Genomic DNA, 15,920 nt, shown 5'->3' on the forward strand with positions numbered 1-15,920 from the left:
CACGCGGCACCTTTTTTAGTTTCCTGAACTTTGCCGTTCGGCTTCTATCTCGCGCCATTTGGCGACATTCCGGTTATGCTCGTCCAGCGTCTCGGCAAACGCATGCCCGCCTGTACCGTCCGCAACAAAGAACACATAGTTCGTTTCTTCCGGGGCTACAGCGGCCTCCAGACTTGCAAGACCCGGATTAGCGATCGGAGTCGGCGGCAAACCGTCAATAACATATGTGTTCCAAGGTGTTGCACGACGAAGCTCACTCCGACGCAGACCACGCCCCAAGGTCCCTTGACCTTTTGTCACACCATAAATGACGGTCGGGTCTGTCTGCAGCTTCATACCGCGCTCAAGCCGGTTCACGAAAACACTGGCCACCTGCCCGCGCTCATGCGGAACGCCCGTTTCCTTTTCGATGATCGACGCGAGAATTAACATTTCTTCCGGGCTGCTAATCGGCAGATCATCCTGCCGCTTTTCCCAGACTGCGTTAACCCGCAACTGCTGCCTGTCCTGCATCCCCTGCAGAATGGCGTTCCTGTCAGCGCCTCGTACCACGTCGTAACTGTCGGGTGCCAACATCCCCTCGGCAGGAATTTCGGTAACTTCGCCGGTCAGTGCATCAATCTGTTTCAGCCCTTCGACCACCTGCCACGCGGTAACACCTTCGGCCACCGAAACCCGATAGCGCGTATCAGCGTCGTTGCGTTTTTCGGTATAGGCCGCAGGTGCTTCTTCTTCGACCACGTCGAATGACGCAATCTCATCAAAGTCGAGCGTTGCGGGATTCAACTCACGCACCCGCGTCTGGATGCGCGTCACACCAATGCGATATTCAATCTCGGACCCGCAGGTGCTTGCGCCACTGCGCGTGATTTCATCGATGATCTGCTCCATCGACGCGCCTTCGCGCACCAGAAAACTCCCCGCTTTCAACTGCGGGGCTTTGTCCGTGTAATCTGCCGCCATCCGGAAGATCATAGCGCTGCTGATCGCGCCCTGATCCTCCAGTTTTTGGCTGACTTCGGTCATGTTGGACCCGCGCTCAACCTGTAGGCAGATCGCGGTTTCCAATGGGCCTTCGTTTTTGTAACGCGATTGCCCCCACAGGATGAGGCCGCCCGACAAGAACAAGCCGACCACCAGAATGGTCAGCATATTAGACGCCAGTGCGCGCCACATTTAGCTTACCTTTCCGAAGATCACGCTGGCATTCGTGCCACCAAACCCAAACGAGTTGGACAGCGCTACGTCGATCTTACGCTCGCGCTTGGCGTTCGGAGCCAAGTCGATAGACGTTTCAACAGCGGGATTATCCAAATTGATTGTCGGCGGCGCCACCTGATCCCGAATTGCAAGGATAGAAAAGATCGCCTCGATCGCTCCAGCGGCCCCGAGCAGGTGGCCAGTGGCGGATTTGGTAGAAGTCATAGTCGCATTTGCAGCGTGATCACCCAGCAACCGTTCAACCGCGCCCAATTCGATCGTGTCTGCCATCGTCGACGTGCCATGCGCGTTGATATAGTCCAGATCCTTCGGCTCCAGCCCTGCACTGCGCAGCGCGGCTTTCATCGAGCGTTCGGCCCCATCACCATCCTCGCTGGGTGCGGTGATATGGTAGGCGTCGCCGGACATGCCGTATCCCAGTACCTCGGCATAGATTTTGGCTCCACGCGCCTTGGCGTGTTCGTATTCTTCCAGAATGACGATACCGGACCCTTCGCCCATGACAAAACCATCACGATCCACATCGTAAGGACGGCTGGCAGCCTTTGGGTTATCCGCATATTTGGTGGACAGCGCTTTACAGGCGTTGAACCCCGCGATGCCGATCTCGCAAATGCAGCCCTCGCCGCCACCTGCAACCATGACATCCGCGTCTCCTGCACGGATAATCCGGCTTGCGTCGCCGATGGCGTGGGCACCCGTCGAACATGCGGTTACAACCGAGTGGTTCGGCCCTTTAAAGCCGTGGCGGATGGAGACCTGCCCAGACGCCAGGTTAATCAGCGCGCCAGGAATAAAGAAGGGGGACACCCTGCGCGGTCCCTTGTCACGGATCAGGTTCGCTGTTTCCGCAATGGACCCCAGACCACCAATCCCCGAACCGATCAGAACACCGGTGCGCAGGCGCGCGTCTTCATCCTCGGGAAGCCAATCGGCATCCTTACAGGCCATTTCCGCGGCCGCGATTGAGTACAGGATAAAATCCTCAACTTTGCGCTGCTCTTTTGGTGACATCCAATCATCGGGGTTGAACGTTCCGTCTGTTCCGTCCCCGCGGGGGACTTCGCAGGCATATGTCGTGGTGACCCCGCTTGCCTCGGCGTCGAACAGCGTGATCGGTCCCGCGCCGGATTCCCCATCCAACAGCCGCGACCAGGTTTCCTCGACCCCGCTGGCCAACGGAGTGACCAATCCCAGACCGGTTACAACGACTCTGCGCATGAAGTGCCTCTTGCCTGCTTCGTGTTTAAGAAACGCTCATACCCCGGGGCGGGGTGCGGGGGCAAGAGCAACAGCAAAATCTGCGTCCAAGCCCCTTAGCCGCAAAAGGCAAGGAAACGCCGAAAGAAAAACAAATCGGCCCAAAATAGAATCCGCCCCCTCAAAATAGATGAGGAGGCGAAAAAGCGTTCGGACTTGTCTTACTGAAACTCAGCCACAGGCTCGTGGGCCGCGCCTGCGACACTCAGGGCTTCTGACAAATCAATGGTCTTGCGGAACAACGCCCGACCGACCAGAGCACCCGAGATATTCGGAATGTAGGCCAAACGTGAAATGTCATCCGCTGTGCGCACAACGCCGCTTGCGATGATAGGCGTACGAGACTTTTCGGCCAGACCCGAGATCAAGCCCAGCTGCGCCTCGACATCCTCCATATCGCTGTCGATATCGGTCACGAGAATGGCGGCGAAAGGCGTGTCGGCAAATGCCTCAATAAATGCCTCGGGGGTAAAGGCGCTTTGACTGCGCCAGCCCTCTGTCATGACCTGACCTTGCCAGACATCCACGGCCAAAACGATCTGGTCCGGGTGCAGCTTGGCTAGTTCTTTAACCAGGTTGGGGTCCCACGCGGCCAAGGTGCCGATCACGATCCGTCCCGCACCTTTGTCGATCCAGTACTCAACTTGCTCGCGGGTGCGCATACCACCCGCCAACTGCACGGGAATCTCTGCCGAACGGATAATCTCCTCGACCAGTTCCGAGTTCGTGTCACGCCCTTCGATTGCATCAAAATCCGTCAGGTGCATCCACTCAGCCCCGGCGGAGGCCCAGCCATGCGCCGTTTCTGCGGGATTCACATGCCAAATCATGGCCTCATCCAAACGGCCCTTGTCCAGTGTGACACACCGGCCGTTCTGCAGTTCCATCGTGGGGTAAATCCTCATGAGCTTGCTCCTCCGCCCAATCATTCTGGAAATCGAGGATACCATACACAGAGAATCCAAACCGGTTTTTACCAGTTTCGGCAAACTACATACATTTTGCGGCATCGCCCTATACGCTTTAGTGGCGCGTCGGCGGACCGTTTCGGCGCAAAAGATGAACGGGTGAACCCTGAAAACTACACTCTCGCATCAAGATGTAACCCAGCTTTTCTGCCAGGCTCTGAGACGACGAATTTGCGGAATTCACCAATGCAACCAATGGCCCCGGCATGATCCGGTCAAACCAATCATGCGCAGCCTGAGCTGCCTCCAGCCCCAATCCCTGCCCTTGCGCTTCGGGGGCCAGAACCCATCCGGCTTCGGGAAAACTGTCGAAATCTTCACCCAGTGAACGATTCCCGTAGAAGAACCCCGCCTGCCCAATCATCCGACGATTCGATTGCTGAATGATAGCCCACTGACCAAATCCGGCCATTTGCCAGTGACCCGCATTTCTTAGAAACGAATCCCACGCTTCACCGCGTGATCGGGGTGTGCCGCCGATATGCCGCACAACACAAGGATTCCGCCATATCTCGGCGAACCGGTTAAAATCTTCGGGCCGCATGCCGCAGAGCGTCAGGCGTGCCGTGTTGATCATCGGGGTGGATCGTATCATGCCCTGCCCGCTCTGATAATTTTGCCTCACGTAAATGGTGACGGAGGAATATCACGACTGGCAAGCAAGAATTCCGTTAGGGCATAAAAAACGGCGCCTCCGTTGCCCGGAAGCGCCGCTTTTAATTGAATACGAAGGTCTTAGGACGCTTCGGAGATGAATTTGACGGCGTCGCCAAAGGTCTGGATGGTCTCGGCTGCGTCATCAGGGATTTCGATGCCGAACTCTTCTTCAAAGGCCATAACCAGCTCAACAGTGTCCAGGCTGTCTGCGCCCAGATCGTCGATGAAGGAAGCGTTTTCCGCTACTTTGTCTTCTTCAACACCCAGGTGCTCAACAACGATCTTTTTAACGCGATCTGCGACGTCGCTCATGTCTATTCCTCATTCCGTTTCAGGGCGTAGTGCCCGGTTCTGCCCTTGCCCGCTCAGGCTGGCTTTGATTTGCCCGGTCCGGGCGGTTAAGGTCCCCGATTACCGGGAAAGTAGAAGGCCGACCATTTGGCCGACCCCTGCATTCATGCGCCGCCTATAGCACAGACAACGCCCGAGGCAAACGCTTTCGCACCTGCCCCGATCCGCGTTCACAACATGGCCATACCCCCGTTAACATGCAAGGTGGTTCCGGTAACATATCCAGCTTCGGGGCTGGCAAGATACAGAACAGCGGCTGCAATTTCCGAGGCATCCCCCATGCGACCCGCCGGAACCTGGTTCAGAATTCCTGATTTCTGATCGTCCGTCAGCTTGTCAGTCATTGCGGTTGTGATGAACCCCGGAGCGACAGCGTTGGCCGTGATCCCCCGGCTGGCCACCTCATAGGCCAGTGACTTGGTCATTCCAACCATACCCGCCTTGGACGCGGCATAGTTCGCCTGACCGGGGTTGCCCGTGGCACCCACGACAGACGAGATGTTGATGATCCGGCCCCAACGCGCCTTCATCATGCCGCGCAACACGCCTTTGCACAGCTTCGCGGTTGAGGTCATGTTGACGTCGATCACGCTCTGCCATTCTTCGTCCGACATGCGCATGAACAGGTTGTCGCGGGTAATGCCGGCGTTGTTGACCAGAATATCGACCGACCCCATTGCGTCAGCCGCTTGCTTCGGCAGGGATGCCACAGCCTCGGGGTCACTTAGATTGCAGGGCAGCACATGGGCGCGTTCACCCAGTTCGCCAGCAAGGGCTTCCAGCGGCTCGACCCGAGTGCCCGACAACGCAACTGTCGCGCCCGCAGTATGCAAAACACGCGCGATCTCACCGCCGATCCCGCCCGAGGCACCGGTGATCAGTGCGTTCTTTCCTGTCAAATCAAACATTCGATTGTCCTTTTCATGCGCATCCCGCGATGCGCTGTGTCTTACGATTCGGCCTGCGTCACATTCTGCACGTCATCCGGCGTGCCAACAGCTTTACCCGCGATCGAGCGGTCGATTTTGCGGATCATCCCAGACAGGGCTTTGCCTGCCCCGATCTCCCACGTTTCGGTCACGCCCTGCGCGGCCATATACTGAACGCTTTCGCGCCAGCGGACCGAGCCTGTGACCTGCTCAACCAGCAACTGACGGATCAGATCGGGGTCGCTAACGGCCTCGGCTCGAACATTCGCAATCAACGGAACGGCGGGAGCTTTGATTTCAACCCCGGCCAGAGCTTCAGCCATCACATCCGCCGCAGGCTGCATCAGCGCACAGTGGAAAGGCGCGCTTACCGGCAGCATCACGGCGCGCTTTGCGCCCTTTTCCTTTGCGATTTCGGCCGCGCGTTCCACAGCGGCCTTAGCGCCCGAGACCACAACCTGAGTCGGGTCGTTATCGTTTGCAGCCTGGCAAACCTCACCCTGCGCGGCTTCTTCAGCTACGGCCCTCACCGCATCCAAATCCAGCCCAAGGATCGCGGCCATCGCGCCCTCGCCCACTGGAACCGCGCTTTGCATCGCCTGCCCTCGGGTGCGCAGCAGGCGCGCCGTGTCCGAAACTGACAACGCGCCAGATGCAGCCAGCGCTGAATACTCACCCAACGAATGACCCGCCACAAACGCTGCATCCGTGACGGAAACGCCCTCGGCCTCCAGTGCACGCATCGCTGCCATTGAAGTCGCCATCAATGCAGGCTGCGCGTTCTGTGTCAGTGTCAAATCGGCAATATCGCCTTCCCAGATCAGGCCGCTCAGCTTTTCGCCCAATGCCTCATCGACCTCGTCGAATACCGCCTGCGCGGTAGGATACGCCTCGGCCAGAGCCTTGCCCATTCCGATGGTCTGGGCACCCTGCCCGGGGAAAACAAATGCGCGTGTCATTGCAACCTCTTGGATGACGTTAGGTTGCGGCGGGGTGTAAACCGACTGCGGGCGCGGCACAAGCGTTGCATTGGGTCTGCACTACGGCACTTTCGTTGTGCGCGACACACTATTGTGTCCTGACGGCATGGCTATAGGTTGATTTCAACACCACATTCCCGGAGCGCCTCATGCCCTCGACGAACACATTCTCCAGCTACGGCAGCGTGACCAAGACCTTTCACTGGCTGACCGCGCTCCTGATCTTTACCGCCTTCCCGCTTGGCTGGTTAGCGAATGATCTGGCCCACGCCATCTATGACCCCGCGATTCCAACCACCGAAGATGACATCGCCCGGGCGGCACGGCTGTTCTCACTGCACAAAACAATCGGTATTTCAGTGTTCTTCGTGGCTCTGGCGCGGATTTTCTGGGCGCTCTCCCAAACCAAACCCGGCCTTTTGAACGCAGATAACAAGCCTGAAGCGTTCGCCGCCGAGACCGTTCACTGGCTGCTTTATGGGTCCCTCGTTCTTGTGCCTCTGACCGGCTGGCTTCATCACGCAGCGGCCGAGGGGTTTGCCCCGATCCTCTGGCCGTTCGGACAGAACCTGCCCTTTGTGCCAAAATCAGCGCATCTGGCCGAGTTCACCGCGAGCCTGCATTGGCTGTTTGTCTGGACCTTGGCCGGATCACTGCTTCTGCACATCGCGGGCGCGCTCAAGCACCACATCATCGACAAAGACAGCACATTGCGCCGGATGTTGCCCGGCGGGTCCGTCGCGCCTGAGCCGCCAGCGCAGTCTCATTCCCTCATGCCAGCAGGTGCAGCCCTAATAGTCTGGTGCGCCGCTTTGGTCGGCGGATGGTCGATCGGAGCATTCAGCCACCATTCGATGGCCAGTACCGACACGGCTGAATTGGCAGAGGTTCAATCGGACTGGCAGGTGCAAGAGGGTTCGCTATCTATCACGATCACCCAACTTGGCAGCCCCGTCACCGGCAGCTTTGCAGACTGGACCGCTGCGATCGTATTCGATGAACCTTCTGCGCCCGGCTTAGCGGGCTCTGTGGATGTGAACATTGCCATTTCATCACTCAGCCTCGGCACGGTGACGGATCAGGCGATGGGTGCAGACTTCTTCGACAGCGCACAATTTCCAACCGCCCGGTTCAAGGCTGATTTGTTCAAAACCGAAACCGGCTATGAGGCGCGCGGCCCTCTGACGATCCGAGACAGATCGGCTGACGTTGTCCTGCCCTTCACTCTCGACCTACAGGACGACACCGCTGTGGTTTCGGGCAAGCTAGAACTGAACCGGATGGATTTCGATGTAGGCTCCTCTCAGCCCACGGAAGACTCGCTGGGGTTTGCCGTCGTTGTTTCAGTCGACCTGACCGCCAAGCGCGGCGAATAAAAAAACCGCCGGGGCAAGATGCTCCGGCGGTGTCAGAAAAACGTTCTTAACCCGTTTAGTCGGCTTTCTGTGCCTCGACCGAGATGTGGATTTCGACCTCATCGCTGACGAATGGTGCGAATTGGCCAAGGTCAAACTCGCTGCGCACAAGCGTCGTGGTCGCGTCAAATCCAGCCCAAGGCTTATTCGCCATCGGATGCTCGCCAACCTGATTCAGTTTGGCGTCCAGAACAACGGACTTTGTCACGCCGTTCATAGTCAAGTCACCCGTGATATTCGCCGTGTTCTCACCGGTGACTTCGATACCGGTCGAGGTGAACGTCACCATGTCGCCCTCGGCTGCGCCAAAGAAGTCCTCGGTCATAAAGTGGTCTTCACGTGGCTTCCAGCCAGTGATCATTTCAACGACAGGCATGGAAACCGTCACGCTGGAGGCAGCGGGATCTTCCTGATCAAACATGATCTCGCCTTCAAAGCCCGAGAACATGCCGGTCGTGGTCGAGTACCCGAGGTGGTTATAGCTGAAAACGACTTGGCTATGGCTGGGGTCCAGAACGTATTTCTCGGCGCTTGCAAACGCCGAGGTTGCCGAAACGGCCAGTGCAGCAGCAAGAAGGGTGGATTTCATGACAATCTCCGAAATGTTGTGGATGCAAACCTTTTGGATTGCTCAATACAAAAATGTGCCGCGCTGAGGCGGCACACAATCTGTATTCTTTCACAACTTCTGTTCCTATATGAACAGAGTAAATATCACGCGAAGATTGTTACACTTCCGCTCAGCTGACCCTTGAGCGCTCGGCTAACATCCGCCGATTGCAGGGGCAGTTTCATAAGCAGGCTACCGTCCACATCAAAAAGCTCGACACGATCATCGGTGAAACGCGCACCGCCCAGGGTGTCATAGCTGCGGCGCAGAACCGTCTGAGGGCGGCCGTTTTCGTTCTTTTGCAGAACGCGGACTTCGCGGCGGATCGGATCGAAATACGCATCAGGCCGCGCATCCAGAACCTGAACGGTCAGAAAGCTGACGCCAACGATCAAAAAGCCCAGGGAAGCGGCCAGTTTGATGGGCCATACCTCGGCAGCCATCATTGATCCAGGTGCCAGCCACATCGAGAAGGACATCACAATAAGAAATGCACCGACAATACGCGCAAGAACCATTCGGACTTTCCAGTTAGGAGCGAATGTGATCAGCACTGGAACTGATTTCTCAAAAGTCGCGTTGGTCGCGGTCTGTTCAAAAGTAGTCGTATTAATCGCGGTCATTTCTAACACCCTGTCTTCAGGTTCCCGTCTTGGGTCCGGTTTCTCCGGTTCAACCCCGGTATGAAAAACAACTTCGAGCCGAAAAGCGTCAGGAATTGGGCAACCCAATGGAAATAGCACGACTTCACAAAGGCATCTGTGGCGGGTCTTGCCCCTCGGCCATAAACGTGTATACGGGGCCATCCTTCGCTAATCGTATGAATCGCGCAGCCTCTCGTGGCAGGGTCGCGGAGGGTTGAATGGCCCCGCCTATGAAATGCGCCTTGATAGAAACAGGAGTGCACATGCCACTGTATGAGCATGTAATGATCGCGCGTCAGGATCTGTCCAACGCGCAGGCAGAAAGCCTCGTCGAACATTTCGGCACCGTTCTGGCTGACAACGGCGGCAACGTCGTCGATAGCGAGTACTGGGGCGTCAAGACGATGGCCTACAAGATCAACAAGAACCGCAAAGGCCACTATTCCTTCCTGAAGACCGACGCCCCCGCTGGCGCCGTTCAGGAAATGGAGCGCCTGATGCGCCTGCATGAAGACGTCATGCGCGTTCTGACCATCAAGGTCGACGAGCATGCCGAGGGCCCCTCGGTCCAGATGCAGAAGCGCGACGAGCGCGAAGGCCGCCGCGAGCGCCGCTGATCTAACGCCTGACGAAAGGACATAAACCATGGCCGCAAAACCATTTTTCCGCCGCCGCAAGGTCTGCCCGTTCTCGGGTGAGAACGCGCCGAAGATCGACTATAAAGACACCCGTCTGCTGCAACGCTACATCTCTGAGCGCGGCAAGATCGTTCCTTCGCGCATTACTGCTGTTTCGGCAAAAAAGCAGCGTGAACTGGCTCGTGCTATCAAGCGCGCCCGCTTCCTCGCCCTGCTGCCCTACGCCGTGAAGTAAGGAGAGACTGACATGCAAGTTATCCTGCTGGAACGCGTTGCGAAACTGGGTCAGATGGGCGACGTCGTTGACGTCAAGCCCGGCTTTGCCCGCAACTTCCTGCTGCCCCAAGGCAAAGCACTGAGCGCATCGGACGCCAACATCGCGTCGTTTGAAGCTCAGAAAGCACAGCTTGAGGCACGCAACCTGGAAACCAAACAAGAAGCTGAATCGCTGGCTGAAAAGCTGGACGGTCAGCAGTTCATCGTGATTCGCTCGGCATCGGATGCTGGCGCTCTGTACGGTTCGGTCACTCCGCGTGACGCCGCAGAAGCCGCGACCGAAGCTGGCTTTACCGTTGACAAGAAACAGGTCGCTCTGATCGCTCCAATCAAAGAACTGGGACTTCATTCGGTTGCCGTCAAGCTGCACCCCGAGGTCGAAGTTGAGATCAAGATGAACGTTGCCCGTTCGGAAGAAGAAGCCGAACTGCAAGCATCTGGCAAATCGATCCAGGAACTGGCCGCTGAAGAAGAGGCCGCCGCAGAATTTGAGATCGCCGAACTGTTCGACGATATCGGTTCCGCCGCTTCCGAAGACGAAGATCTGGTGGCCGAAGACGCTCCGGCTGCTGAAGAAGGCGACGAAGCCAAAGCCTGATTTGGCAACTAGAATTGTGAAAAGGCCGCGCGATTTGTGCGGCCTTTTTTGTGCGCTCATCTGACGGGCAAATTTCAGCCAGATTTCTCAGCTAGGCTTGCAGTCTGACGTTTGACTCATATCATCGCGCCCAGAAATACCGGAGACTTTTGATGACAAACCTCCTTCGTCGCAGCGTTCTGGCCTTGCTGATCGCCGCCCCCTTGTCCGCATGTGGCGGACCAGAAACAATGACGCGCGTAGAATTCGATCCCCCGCTGTATCCCAACGAAACACCCGAATTGCGGGCTTCCATCAACAAGTGGGCTGATCATTACGAATTACCGCGCGAACTGGTTCACAAGCTGGCGATCCGGGAAAGCACACACCGTCCGTGGGCAGTGAACCGGCCCTATTACGGTTTGCTTCAGATCCTTCCAGCTACCGCCAGATCAATGGGATATACTGGCAACGCCAAGGGTCTTCTGGACGCCGACACCAACTTGGAGTTCGCCGGAAAGTACCTGCGTGGAGCGTGGCTTTTGTCCGACGGAGATCAACAACGCGCGATATTCCTGTATGCCAAAGGCTACTACCCCGAAGCGAAAGCGCGCGGCATGTTGGTTGAAACAGGCCTAAGGCCTGAATAATCACCTCAGAAAGGTACTCGGACCATCAAAAGGCAAAAAACCGCCTACAACTTGCGGTTTTTGGCTTATTTCTGTTGCCGTTTCCGCGCATTAACACCGCATGACCCGAACAAATTGCTTGTCTCCCAAGGCTGCGGTAACACAACGTATGATTTAGTATGGACAGATATGGCAATTCTTTGGGGAAAAAATTGCCGCCACGAAGGTTGGACAAGTGAAACTCATAGACTTGGCCGCGATCGACCACGAGGAAAAGTCGGCCGCTGACATTATTGACGCTGTCTGCAATGAGTTGGGCTTTGACTTTGCGTCATATGCCACGTTCAACCCTGTCAAAGGGGATGTGCAGGGGTATGCAAACTATCCTGACGAGTGGAAAATCCACTACGGAACACAAGGGTTTCACCATTTTGACCCCACCTTGTATCAATCTGTCCTCAGCATCGCGCCTGTGGATTGGGCACGCTTTAACCACGATGAAAAGTTTCACGCCGTTTTTCGCGACGCGCATGATTTCGGGATAACTTCTCGGGGGTTAACTATTCCGGTGCGCGGTCCTTACGGTGAATGTGGCCTGTTGAATGTCACCCGGGATTGCTCGGACGAAGAATGGGAAAAGCTGAAAAAGCACGTCATGGGCGATTTGCAACTGGCTGCGGTTCAGGCCCATGATACCGTTATGCAGTCTGGCCTTTTGGCCAAGGCTCTGTACCTTCCCGCGCTTTCTACCCGTGAAAAAGAGATTCTGCAGTGGGTGGCTGACGGCAAGTCCCAACAAGATATTGGCGACATTCTTTCGATTTCTCATCGCACGGTCGAAGTTCACATGCGATCAGGTCGGGAAAAGCTCGGTGCGTTAACCACACCACAGGCCATTGGGCGCGCCATTGGCCTCGGTTTGATCGCACCTGGTTAGTCAAAATCTCACCTCTCTACGGGATACCCCCAATAGCCTAGATTGGGAACATGGTTAACGTGCCCCCTACGGTAATAAGACGTAGGGGGATGGATATGATCATAGTAATTGATGGTATCAACCAACATAAATTTGAAGATGTCCTTGATGAAATGTACCAACTGCGCGCACGCGTTTTTGGTGACCGCTTGGGCTGGGATGTAAATATCAAAGACGGGCGTGAGCGTGATCATTTCGACGATCTGCACCCTGCACATGTTGTCAGCCTCAACGACGATGGGGACGTTGTCGGCTGCATGCGGCTGTTGCAGACCACGGGGCCGCATATGCTGTCCGACGTTTTTCACTCGATTCTGGACGGCCAACCTCCGATCCGCAGCGCACAGGTATGGGAGGCAACCCGCTTTTGCGTCGACACCAATAAGTTGGGCAAGGGTCGCGGCGAGAACACAGTTTCCTACGTTACCAGCGAAGTCATGATTGGCTCGTTTGAATACGCGATGGCCGCCGGGGTTCAGGATTCAATTGCCGTCATTGATCCGGTAATGAACCGGGTTCTTCAACGCTCTGGAAACGCGCCTTACGACTATGTGGGCACGGCCAAGCCCATGGGCAAAGTAGTGGCGATGGCGGCAATGATGGATTGTTCCGAAGAACGAATTTCGGGAATTCGTGAGTACGCGGGCATCAAACACGATGTCTTTCTAAGCGACGACGCCGCTGTTGATCTGTTCGCAGGGACGAAAACCATCACCAGACGTGCGGCAAACTATGACCACAAGCCGCTGAGCCGGCTGGAGAAGTACTTTGTAGAACAGATGAAATCGGCGACCACGAAAGCGGAAATCGAGGCGGTTCTAAACCTGATCGAAGCTCTTTCCGACCGCTTCACGCCAGAGCAGAAGATCGCTCTGCTGAATACCCCCTGTGCTTTAGCTAATGAGGCCTAACCCCCTTACCTCAATCCACTAAAGCCACAATGTCGGAGCCGTCTTATTGCAGACGGCTCCGATTTTATTTTTGCCCAATGCAATATCGGGCGGAAAAGGATTACTCCTCTTCCAGCGCCTCAACGGCTTTTTGCAGGTCGTCTTTGCTGACCTCTTTGTCTGCAACCTGAGCCAGCTCGACGATGTAGTCGATGACCTTGTCTTCAAAGATCGGCGCGCGCAGTTGCTGCTGCATCTGAGCGTTCTGCTGCACGAACTCAAAGAACTGACGTTCCTGACCCGGGTACTGACGCGCCTGGTTCATGATCGCCTGAGTCATCTCGGCATCGGTGACTTCAACCTCGGCCTTTTGGCCCAGCTCTGCCAGCAGCAGACCCAGACGCACGCGGCGCTCGGCCAATTTGTTGTGCTCGTCGGTGGGCTCGATCTCACCGTGATCGTGACCTTCAACTTCGGGGTTTTCTTCGTGCCACAGCTGATGTGCGATCTGCTTGGCTTCGGCTTCCACCAGCGACGGCGGCAGGTCGAACGAGACCTTCTCGTCCAACACGTCCAGCAGCGCACGCTTCATCACCGCGCGCGAGGCGCCAGCATATTCAGCTTCCAGACGCTCGGAGATCTGACCTTTCAGGGCTTCCAGATCTTCGGCACCGAACTTGGTGGCCAGCTCGTCGTTAACCTCGGCTGCGACGGGCTCTTTCACTTCTTTAACGGTGCAGGTAAAGACAGCCTCTTTGCCCGCCAGATGCTCGGCACCGTATTCTTCGGGGAAGGTGACGTTGACGTCTTTTTCTTCCTCGGCCTTCACACCAACCAGCTGCTCTTCAAAGCCGGGGATGAAGCTGTTGGACCCCAGAACCAGAGGATAGTCTTCGGCCGAGCCGCCTTCAAATTCTTCACCGTCCACTTTGCCGACGAAGTCGATCACAACCTGATCGCCGTCCTTGGCTTTGGAACCCTTGCGGCGCGCTTTGAAGTCCTGCGCGGTTTCGGCCAGATTGTTCAGCGCTTCTTCGATGGCCGCGTCGTCGGCCTTGACGACCAGCTTTTCCAGTTCAACCGATTTCAGGTCAACTTCGGGGATCGCAGGCAGCGCTTCGTAAGACATCTCGACATGTACGTCGTCGCCTTCTTTCCAGTCCTCGTTGGTCATCTTGACCTCGGGCTGCAGGGCAGGACGCTCACCGCTGTCTTCAAAGTGCTTGTTCATCGCACCGTCGATGCTTTCCTGCATCGCTTCACCCAGCAGGCGTTGGCCAAACTGCTTTTTCAGCAGCGCCATCGGCACTTTGCCTTTGCGGAAGCCCTTCATTTCGACTTCCGGCTGCGCTTCGGTCAGCTTTTCGTTGACCTTTTCATCCAGCTCAGCTGCGGAAACGACGATGTTGTAGCCGCGTTTCAGACCTTCGTTCAGCGTCTCGGTAACCTGCATTATGGTAGTCCCCATAGGATTCGGGGCGCGCAAAACGGCGCGCCGGGCAAATTTGACGCCTTCTATTTGTCCTGCCGCCCACGTGCAAGAGGCAAAGCCCGGATCGGCCTTGTTTTGCCGCCAAATAGGACAAAAAAACGCCCCGAATTGCGTCGGAGCGTTCTTGAACAATTTGCTCTTGGATCAAAACCGCCAGCGCGCGCCCAAGGCCCAGGCTTCGTTCTTGTCAAAGTCCACCGTGCCGTCAAAATCGTGGCTGCGGTATTTCAGATATGCATCCGTATTGATGCTGTCGATCCGCTGTACAACCGCGATCCCCCACGACTTGGTGCTGGACCCCTCGGTGTCGAAGTCCGAGCCATCGAAATAGTCTACGCCGATCCCGGTTTTTCCCCACGATACCCAGTCATCCTCATAGGCGACCTTTGCATACCAGTAACCCGGGTCGCTTGCTCCGGCAGCGGTATCATCACGCGAACCGAGCGCGGCGGTAAAGCTGAACCCGCTGGGCAGCAGAACCGAGGCGGACCCGATCGTATCTTTCCGATCACCCGAACTGTCGTCGAAATCGCGAACTGCGTAGGCGATGCTTGCCGCGAATTCCACGCCGTTGGCAAAGGTGTTTCCATATGAAACCGCGATGTCATAGTAGTCATCGTCATCGCTATCGGAGAGAATGTTTTGCCCATAGGCAATTGCCGCCGAGAAGCCATTGAAATCAGGCGTATCATAGCGAATTCGCCCCCTGCGCCCCCCGTCAAAGTTGCTGGCCGAGTCTCCGACCGTGATGGCGCTTAATAGACCATCGGGCTGCCGATAGAAAAATGCACCGTTTTCGTCGTTGGTGAACGAGTACAGGGCCGTTCCGACATATGACAGATCAACCTCAGCCGCACCATCTGACGCCATACTGCCCTGACCGGCCGAAAACTTGCCGTATCCGCCCTTCAGCGCAAAATCGACGTGCCGAAGATCCTCACGTGTCCATCCATCGTTGTTGGTGCCATCCTGATTGGCAGAGCCGGTACTGGGAAGACCCAAGCCGGTTTCAAACCAGAATGTGAATTCATTGCTGCCGTAGGGCTGCATAAGGCGCAGTCCCACTCGGCTGTTGGAGAGATCATTGTCAAGCAAACGGGTTTCCGTTTCCTCGCCATCATCTACGGACACAATCACAGGGTGAAACTGCCCATATAATTCCACGTATCCGCCGCTGTTGTTTTCATACTTCAGCTCTGCCGCAGCAGGAATTGCTGTCGTCGCGGCCAAAACTGCGGTTATCGAACTGAGTCTAAATTTCTGGGTCATTTCACTCACCATGAAAAATTTCCGGTTTCCGGTACTGCTCAACTGCGCAACAACACCCTTTTTCCAAGCATGCGGTCATTCAGATTTGGCATCATCTTTCGCCCGTCAAAGAAAAGGCCAGATGCCCGTAATTTATAT

18 protein-coding genes are annotated in these 15,920 nt (G+C 56.3%); 7 read left to right on the forward strand and 11 right to left on the reverse strand.

What is annotated here, in order from left to right; all coding sequences use genetic code 11:
* Nucleotides 1–15: 15 nt before the first annotated feature.
* From mltG to fabD, 7 genes are all read right to left on the reverse strand, one after another.
* Nucleotides 16–1,176, reverse strand: a complete 1,161-nt coding sequence (gene mltG, locus ACR0B7_RS01620; protein ID WP_170481283.1) for an endolytic transglycosylase MltG — start codon at nucleotides 1,174–1,176, stop codon at nucleotides 16–18.
* On the reverse strand, nucleotides 1,177–2,442 hold the full coding sequence (fabF, locus tag ACR0B7_RS01625; RefSeq protein WP_170481280.1) for a beta-ketoacyl-ACP synthase II: 1,266 nt from the start codon (nucleotides 2,440–2,442) through the stop codon (nucleotides 1,177–1,179).
* Between the two features lie 200 nt (nucleotides 2,443–2,642).
* A complete protein-coding gene (locus ACR0B7_RS01630) occupies nucleotides 2,643–3,386 on the reverse strand; it encodes a 1-(5-phosphoribosyl)-5-[(5-phosphoribosylamino)methylideneamino] imidazole-4-carboxamide isomerase (RefSeq protein ID WP_170576629.1) in 744 nt (247 codons plus the stop codon).
* Between the two features lie 118 nt (nucleotides 3,387–3,504).
* Complete coding sequence (locus tag ACR0B7_RS01635) at nucleotides 3,505–4,044, reverse strand: GNAT family N-acetyltransferase (RefSeq protein WP_170382698.1); 540 nt, start codon at nucleotides 4,042–4,044, stop codon at nucleotides 3,505–3,507.
* Nucleotides 4,045–4,184: 140 nt separating this feature from the next.
* Entirely contained in the window at nucleotides 4,185–4,418 is a 234-nt protein-coding gene (locus ACR0B7_RS01640; RefSeq protein ID WP_008756330.1) for an acyl carrier protein, read from the reverse strand.
* 209 nt (nucleotides 4,419–4,627) lie between these two features.
* The gene (gene fabG / locus ACR0B7_RS01645; protein WP_170382696.1) at nucleotides 4,628–5,365 is read right to left on the reverse strand and encodes a 3-oxoacyl-[acyl-carrier-protein] reductase; all 738 of its coding nucleotides are present in this window, start codon (nucleotides 5,363–5,365) and stop codon (nucleotides 4,628–4,630) included.
* A 41-nt stretch (nucleotides 5,366–5,406) separates the two neighbouring features.
* Nucleotides 5,407–6,345 carry an ACP S-malonyltransferase gene (gene fabD, locus ACR0B7_RS01650; protein WP_170481276.1) on the reverse strand — a complete coding sequence of 313 codons (939 nt, stop codon included), beginning with the start codon at nucleotides 6,343–6,345 and terminating at the stop codon, nucleotides 5,407–5,409.
* A 170-nt stretch (nucleotides 6,346–6,515) separates the two neighbouring features.
* Here fabD and ACR0B7_RS01655 point away from each other — a divergent pair, with 170 nt between their 5' ends.
* The gene (locus ACR0B7_RS01655; protein ID WP_170481271.1) at nucleotides 6,516–7,742 is read left to right on the forward strand and encodes a cytochrome b/b6 domain-containing protein; all 1,227 of its coding nucleotides are present in this window, start codon (nucleotides 6,516–6,518) and stop codon (nucleotides 7,740–7,742) included.
* Between the two features lie 55 nt (nucleotides 7,743–7,797).
* Here the strand turns inward: ACR0B7_RS01655 and ACR0B7_RS01660 are convergent, their stop codons facing one another.
* Both ACR0B7_RS01660 and ACR0B7_RS01665 read right to left on the reverse strand, forming a co-directional pair.
* The gene (locus ACR0B7_RS01660) at nucleotides 7,798–8,370 is read right to left on the reverse strand and encodes a YceI family protein (RefSeq protein WP_170481267.1); all 573 of its coding nucleotides are present in this window, start codon (nucleotides 8,368–8,370) and stop codon (nucleotides 7,798–7,800) included.
* A gap of 125 nt (nucleotides 8,371–8,495) precedes the next feature.
* Complete coding sequence (locus tag ACR0B7_RS01665; protein ID WP_170481264.1) at nucleotides 8,496–9,014, reverse strand: hypothetical protein; 519 nt, start codon at nucleotides 9,012–9,014, stop codon at nucleotides 8,496–8,498.
* 284 nt (nucleotides 9,015–9,298) lie between these two features.
* Here ACR0B7_RS01665 and rpsF point away from each other — a divergent pair, with 284 nt between their 5' ends.
* The 6 genes from rpsF (at nucleotide 9,299) to ACR0B7_RS01695 (ending at nucleotide 13,042) form a co-directional block, all read left to right on the forward strand.
* The gene (rpsF, locus tag ACR0B7_RS01670) at nucleotides 9,299–9,652 is read left to right on the forward strand and encodes a 30S ribosomal protein S6 (protein ID WP_039529890.1); all 354 of its coding nucleotides are present in this window, start codon (nucleotides 9,299–9,301) and stop codon (nucleotides 9,650–9,652) included.
* Between the two features lie 28 nt (nucleotides 9,653–9,680).
* Nucleotides 9,681–9,908, forward strand: coding sequence for a 30S ribosomal protein S18 (gene rpsR, locus ACR0B7_RS01675; RefSeq protein ID WP_005608650.1), 228 nt, complete (start codon nucleotides 9,681–9,683; stop codon nucleotides 9,906–9,908).
* A gap of 12 nt (nucleotides 9,909–9,920) precedes the next feature.
* Nucleotides 9,921–10,547, forward strand: a complete 627-nt coding sequence (rplI, locus tag ACR0B7_RS01680; RefSeq protein WP_170382686.1) for a 50S ribosomal protein L9 — start codon at nucleotides 9,921–9,923, stop codon at nucleotides 10,545–10,547.
* A gap of 152 nt (nucleotides 10,548–10,699) precedes the next feature.
* Entirely contained in the window at nucleotides 10,700–11,176 is a 477-nt protein-coding gene (locus ACR0B7_RS01685) for a lytic transglycosylase domain-containing protein (protein WP_170382684.1), read from the forward strand.
* A gap of 214 nt (nucleotides 11,177–11,390) precedes the next feature.
* Nucleotides 11,391–12,092: a LuxR family transcriptional regulator gene (locus tag ACR0B7_RS01690; RefSeq protein WP_170576630.1), complete on the forward strand. Its 702-nt coding sequence runs from the start codon at nucleotides 11,391–11,393 to the stop codon at nucleotides 12,090–12,092.
* A 95-nt stretch (nucleotides 12,093–12,187) separates the two neighbouring features.
* The gene (locus ACR0B7_RS01695; RefSeq protein WP_170481257.1) at nucleotides 12,188–13,042 is read left to right on the forward strand and encodes an acyl-homoserine-lactone synthase; all 855 of its coding nucleotides are present in this window, start codon (nucleotides 12,188–12,190) and stop codon (nucleotides 13,040–13,042) included.
* A gap of 100 nt (nucleotides 13,043–13,142) precedes the next feature.
* Here the strand turns inward: ACR0B7_RS01695 and tig are convergent, their stop codons facing one another.
* Together tig and ACR0B7_RS01705 are read right to left on the reverse strand one after the other, a co-directional pair.
* Nucleotides 13,143–14,474: a trigger factor gene (gene tig / locus ACR0B7_RS01700; RefSeq protein ID WP_170481254.1), complete on the reverse strand. Its 1,332-nt coding sequence runs from the start codon at nucleotides 14,472–14,474 to the stop codon at nucleotides 13,143–13,145.
* 183 nt (nucleotides 14,475–14,657) lie between these two features.
* On the reverse strand, nucleotides 14,658–15,782 hold the full coding sequence (locus ACR0B7_RS01705; protein WP_170382678.1) for a porin: 1,125 nt from the start codon (nucleotides 15,780–15,782) through the stop codon (nucleotides 14,658–14,660).
* Nucleotides 15,783–15,920 lie beyond the last annotated feature (138 nt).

The organism is Ruegeria sp. BB6, assembly GCF_056539385.1.